This is a genomic window from Pseudomonas sp. PB106 (assembly GCF_009764645.1).
GTDB lineage: Bacteria > Pseudomonadota > Gammaproteobacteria > Pseudomonadales > Pseudomonadaceae > Aquipseudomonas.
Genome location: NZ_RWIM01000062.1, coordinates 1 through 5437, shown reverse-complemented (window position 1 = coordinate 5437; position 5437 = coordinate 1). Strand labels below are relative to the sequence as shown.

Sequence of the window (5437 nt, the reverse complement as noted above, 5' to 3'; positions counted from 1 at the left end):
GCACGCTGCGATCTTTTGATCCTGTTTATAAAATCAAAAGATCGCAGCGTGCCGCAGCTCCTACAGGGATTTCAGGTGAAAAAAAGCCCCGCCTCTGCAAAGAGAGCGGGGCTTTTCAATGGGCGAGGGGTTAGCCTCGCCGTGCAGCATCAGAAGCGGTAGGTCGCGCCGACACCGAAACCGTTTGCCGAGTTTTCATACTTGGAGTTGTAGGTCTGGCCACGATCGTTCTGATTGCGGATGTTGACCGACTCCTCCTTGAGGTACGAGTAAGCAACGTCGATGGTCAGGTCGTCGGTCGGGCTCCAGCCAGCACCGATGCTGAAGATCGTACGGTCGCCAGTCGGGATACGCGGCGAACGGTCGACGTTGTTGGTCGGCGACTGGTCGAAAGTCAGACCGGTGCGCAGTACCCATTCCTTGTTCAACTGGTACGAAGTACCCACGGCGTAAGCCCAGGAGTCGTGCCAGTTCTGGTCTTCGGTGATCTCGCCGAATTGACCGGCCAGCAGCGGCTGTACACCGGAGTTTTTAACGGTGATTTTTTCCAGCTGGCTCCAGCGGGTAAACGTGGTACCGGCGTAGACGTTCCACTGGTCGTTGATCGCCTGGGTAACCGAGAGGTCGACCGATTCAGGTGTGGTGATCTTCAACGAAGCGTCGTACTTCTGGCTGGCGCCCAGACCGACTGCGGCCAGTGCGCCGTAGTTGACCTTGGTGTTGCCTTCCAGTTTGTAGTCGACTTTCGAGTGGTAAGTCAGACCGACGCGCGTGCTGTCGGTGGCTTGTACCAGCAGGCCGACGTTGTAGCCCAGCGCGGTGTCGTCACCCTTGATCTTGACCTTGCCGTCCGGCAGGGCCTGAGTGATCGACAGGTTGGATTCCAGCGAGCCGTCAATGCGGTTGATGGTCGGGCCGAAACCGATCGACACCTTGTCGTTGAAGGCGTAGCTGACGGTCGGCTGGAAGGTGATGACTTGTACTTCGGACTTGCTGCCGAAGTAACGGCCGGCAAAGCCGTTTTCGTAATCAGTGATCAGGCCGAACGGCACATAGACACCGAGGCCGAATGCCCAGTGATCGTCGATCGGTTTGACGTAGAAGCCCATAGGTACGGAGGTGAAGGGCACCATGTCGCCTTTGTTGCTGCCGCCGTTAGGGCTGGAGCTGGCGTCGCTGATATCGGTTTTCGCATCGAGGAATGCAACACCGCCGGTAACTTGTTCGCGCTTGAGGCGCGACATGCCGGCAGGGTTGCCATAAACAGTGCTTGCATCATCGGCAGAAGAAGATCGCCCTGCGTAACCAGTACCCATCCCGCTAATGCTGTGTTCGTTGATGGCAAAGCCAGCTGCGAAGATCTGGGTGGATGCCATGGTAACGGCGAGGCTAAGGGTGGTTTTGAGCATGACTTTTTTCATTATTAGAACTCCTGATGATCACCGGGGCGAAAATTACCAACATTTTCGTCCCAGCGCTATAGTCCGTATGCCTTGATTTAGAGCGGTTTTGTAGGACAATCCGACCAGATTCGCGACCTGTTACAAGATCTTCCGAAACTGGACGGTCAGCAGGCGACCTGATTCAGCGGTGAAACACAGGTTTGCCAGGCGTAAGTGAAATCACGCAGACGACCTTGGGGCTGGAAGGTCTGACGCCAGATGCGCGCCATGCCGAGTAGATCGGTCGGGTCCGGGAGGGTGGGGTTTTGTTCTTCGACCAGCAGCCAGGCGATGGCAGTGGCGTAACGTAGATTGACGGTCAATTCGAGGTGTGGCCCACTGAGGAATGCATGCTGGCTGGCGAGCCCGCGAACCAGGCTGGCGCGTTCCGGATCGAGCGCCAGATAGTCATCCCACAAGGCCTGGTGGCGATGCTCGGCAATGCGGTAAAGCCCGTGACCACGCCGGTCATGCAGAGCGGAGCCGAGGGCGGACTGGCTAGCGGCGATGCCCAACAGCAGGGATTCGGCAGTTGCGCAGTGGCGTCCCAGATAGATCAATGTGGGACGGATCACGTAGCGGCACAGTTCGCTGGCAGCGATACCCATAAAGCCCTCGATTCTTGTAATGGGGGGCGAGTCCTGAAGGGGCCTTGGCAGCGGTGGATCGGTTCAGGCTCGCCGCAAGCGGATCACGCCGCTTGAGTTGAAGTGTAGTGTCATATTCACAACGTAAAGGCCTGTTTTTAAAATATTTCCGGCTTCGAGTTATAACCGTTATATCCGAAGGTGCTTAAGCGTCGACGGCTAAAAGTGAAACATCGGGCAATAAAAAGCCCCGCATTTTCGTGCGGGGCTTTTGCTTTTGCAGCCTTTTCGGCTCTCAGGCAACCAGTGCCTGACGGGTACGATCGATCACGGCCTGCAGCGGTTCAGCGCTGGAGTACTGATCGGGGTACAAACGCTCGCTGTGGCGGGCGATACCGTGTTCGTTGACCAGTGTGAAGCTGAAGCAGCCTTTGCGAGCGGCCATGATCAGGCAGTTCATTGGAGCAAAAGCGTTGGTTAGGGTGCGAATGGCATCCTGAGTGTGGATTTGAGTAGACATAGTTATTAGGTGTTCCTACAAATGACACGGATAAGAACCGTGCAACGTTAAAACGTTCCAGTAACGTCGATCACCATTGATCGAACGAAGAACCCGACTGGAACAAAGCAGCCAGTTTGAAGCGCTGATAAGTGAGCGCGCTTGGGCTGGCAGGTAGGTACTTAGGAGGGCAGGCAACACATCAAGGGCAAAGGTTCTGGGCCCGGGGTGAAGATCCTGATCAATTTGCAGGTTGGTTCGGTCAGAGTAAGTGGTCTTCGCAACACCCTTTGCATCATTCAAAGGCCGTGTCGTCGCAAGATTTACCTGGAAACCATCGAGGGGTCGTTCCCGCTTTTTTCGGTAAAGGCTTCTTGGAAGAAGGTTGACCGTGGGGATGTGTTCGACCGGAATTGACTTTCAGCTTGGTACTAACGCCGCGGATACTAACGGATCGAAATGCACAAAGCAAACCCTCGTTGAAAAAACATTGCGAGCTTGGCGCAGATATGTTTGCCAGTCAGGGCAGCGCACTGAATTGTCCCGATTTTCGACCGTCGGTCGGTGAAGGTTTTCCATCCAAGCGGGCGCCTGGCCCGCTTATCCCCAGGAAAACACTGAAAACGACCCGAAAAAGCGCATCTATATAACCGGGTAACAGATACTTGTGCACATTAGTTGCGCAAGCTGTAACGGCGCTGTCACATCAAACCTGACTCGCATGGCTGCCTGCATCGAAAGTTTAAGTCAATGAAAAACATCGCTTTTTTTTGTTGGTGAAAAAATCGTCAGTTTGACTGAGAGCCCCATTCCACAAGGCTTTGCGAGGGTTGCAGGGCGGTTGTCCACTGAGTTATCCACAGCTTCTGTGGATTGTCCCGAGCGCTTGCTCTAGCACGGGCGTGCCGGGTTGTTTTTCGACTTTACCTGTAAGAAAAAGAGAGTAGAGTGGCGCGCCTTCCGATCTGCCCCACAGTGCTTTATGAAGTTTCGCTCAGTATCAGACTCTGTTACCCCGCAATCACCTCCTGTTACCTCGCCCAAGCGCTTTTCCGTGCGTGTTGCCGAATGGCTGCTCGACAGTCCGCGCCTGAGTGACAGCCACAATGCCAAGCACTTGGCCGGTCGCCTGCTCAAGCAGCCAGCGCGTGAAGGCGTGGTGGCAGCCCAAAGCCGCCTCGGACAGTTGATGTGCCGTGAATGTGGCAACGCCCGCGACCGTCGCATCGGCCAGGATTTGCTGCGCTCGGCAGCTCGCGCGGGTGACCGGCGTGCGCAACAGGAACTCGGTCTCATCGAAGACTGAGCTGTCCAAGCTCTGGCGCCTTGGTTAACCTTCAAGCTTTATCGGATCGGCAGGAGTCGCTATGGCTATGGACTTGACCAGCGTATTGCTCGGTCTCGCAGGGGCAGGCTTGCCGCTGCTGGCGTTGGCTTGGCAACTGCAGCGCCGGGCGAGTAACGCTCAGGCTGACGTGGCATTGCTCGAAGAGCGGCTGGCCATGGCGCAACTGGCGCAAGACGGGCTCAACGCTCAGTTGGAAGCCAGCCGTGACGAGATTGCTGATCTGGGCCAAGCCAATGCTGCGAAACAGGCCGATCTGGCGGCGCTGCGCCGGGAAGTCGAGTTGTTGCAGATCGAACGCGACGATGCCCGTGACGCCTCGCACGCCTGGAACCTCGAGCGCGCCAACAAAGAAGCCGAGCTGCGCCGCCTCGACGCCCAGGCCGCTTCGTTGAACGCTGAATTGCGCGAACAGCAGGACAGCCATCAGCAACGCCTGAACGACCTGCAAGGCTCGCGCGATGAATTGCGCGCGCAGTTCGCCGAGCTGGCCGGAAAGATTTTCGATGAGCGCGAGCAGCGTTTTGCCGAGACCAGTCAGCAACGCCTCGGGCAATTGCTCGATCCGCTTAAAGAACGCATCCAGTCCTTCGAAAAACGCGTGGAAGAAAGCTATCAGGCCGAAGCCCGTGAGCGTTTCTCACTGGCTAAGGAGCTGGAGCGCCTGCAAGCGCTCAACCTGCGCCTGAGCGACGAAGCGACCAACCTGACCCGTGCACTCAAAGGCCAGAAAACCCAAGGCAATTGGGGCGAGTTGATTCTCGAACGCGTGCTCGAACACGCCGGTCTGGAAAAGGGCCGCGAGTACCAGACGCAGGTCAATCTCAAGGGCCCGGATGGCGAACGCTTTCAGCCGGATGTGATCATTTATCTGCCCGGCGACAAGCAGGTCGTGGTCGACTCCAAGGTCAGCCTCACCGCGTATCAACAGTACGTCGCTGCCGATGACGACACCCTCGGACAGATCGCGATCAAGCAACATGTGCTGTCCTTGCGCAATCACGTCAAAGGCTTGGCCGGCAAGGACTACAAGCGTCTGGAAGGCCTGCACAGTCTGGATTTCGTTTTGCTGTTCGTGCCGATCGAAGCGGCGTTTTCCGCCGCGCTGCAGGCTGAGCCATCGCTGTTTCAGGAAGCGTTCGACCGCAACATCGTCATCGTCAGCCCGACCACGTTGCTGGCGACGTTGCGCGTGATCGACAGCCTGTGGAAGCAGGAGCGCCAGAGCCAGAACGCCCGGGAAATCGCCGAGCGCGCCGGGTGGCTGTACGACAAGTTTGTGCTGTTCATTCAGGATCTGGACGAGGTCGGCAATCGCTTGCAGCAACTGGACAAAGCCTACAGTTCAGCGCGCAACAAGCTCACCGAAGGACGCGGCAATCTGGTCAGCCGCAGTGAGCAACTCAAGTTGCTGGGTGCGCGGGCGAGCAAGAGTTTGCCGGCGGATTTGTTGGAGCGGGCGATGACTGATGTCGATGGCCTGGTCGAGTTGCCTGAATAAAGATCAAAAGATCGCAGCCTGCGGCAGCTCCTACGAGGGATCTATGTAGGAGCTGCCGCAGGC

Annotated in this window: 5 protein-coding genes; 2 read left to right on the top strand and 3 right to left on the bottom strand. The window is 57.0% G+C overall.

Going from position 1 to position 5437, the window contains the following annotated elements; translation table 11 throughout:
• Positions 1-149: 149 nt before the first annotated feature.
• The 3 genes from EJA71_RS08280 to EJA71_RS08270 all read right to left on the bottom strand — a co-directional run bounded on the left by EJA71_RS08280 (position 150) and on the right by EJA71_RS08270 (position 2549).
• The gene (locus EJA71_RS08280) at positions 150-1421 is read right to left on the bottom strand and encodes an OmpP1/FadL family transporter (RefSeq protein ID WP_158955836.1); all 1272 of its coding nucleotides are present in this window, start codon (positions 1419-1421) and stop codon (positions 150-152) included.
• Positions 1422-1567: 146 nt separating this feature from the next.
• Positions 1568-2050, bottom strand: a complete 483-nt coding sequence (locus EJA71_RS08275; RefSeq protein WP_158955834.1) for a hypothetical protein — start codon at positions 2048-2050, stop codon at positions 1568-1570.
• Positions 2051-2324: 274 nt separating this feature from the next.
• On the bottom strand, positions 2325-2549 hold the full coding sequence (locus tag EJA71_RS08270; RefSeq protein ID WP_003214941.1) for a hypothetical protein: 225 nt from the start codon (positions 2547-2549) through the stop codon (positions 2325-2327).
• A 961-nt stretch (positions 2550-3510) separates the two neighbouring features.
• On the opposite strand from EJA71_RS08270, the gene EJA71_RS08265 reads away from it, so the two are divergent.
• Both EJA71_RS08265 and rmuC read left to right on the top strand, forming a co-directional pair.
• Entirely contained in the window at positions 3511-3834 is a 324-nt protein-coding gene (locus tag EJA71_RS08265; protein WP_158955832.1) for a sel1 repeat family protein, read from the top strand.
• Between the two features lie 175 nt (positions 3835-4009).
• Positions 4010-5374, top strand: coding sequence for a DNA recombination protein RmuC (rmuC, locus tag EJA71_RS08260; protein WP_178113670.1), 1365 nt, complete (start codon positions 4010-4012; stop codon positions 5372-5374).
• The last annotated feature ends 63 nt before the right edge of the window (positions 5375-5437 follow it).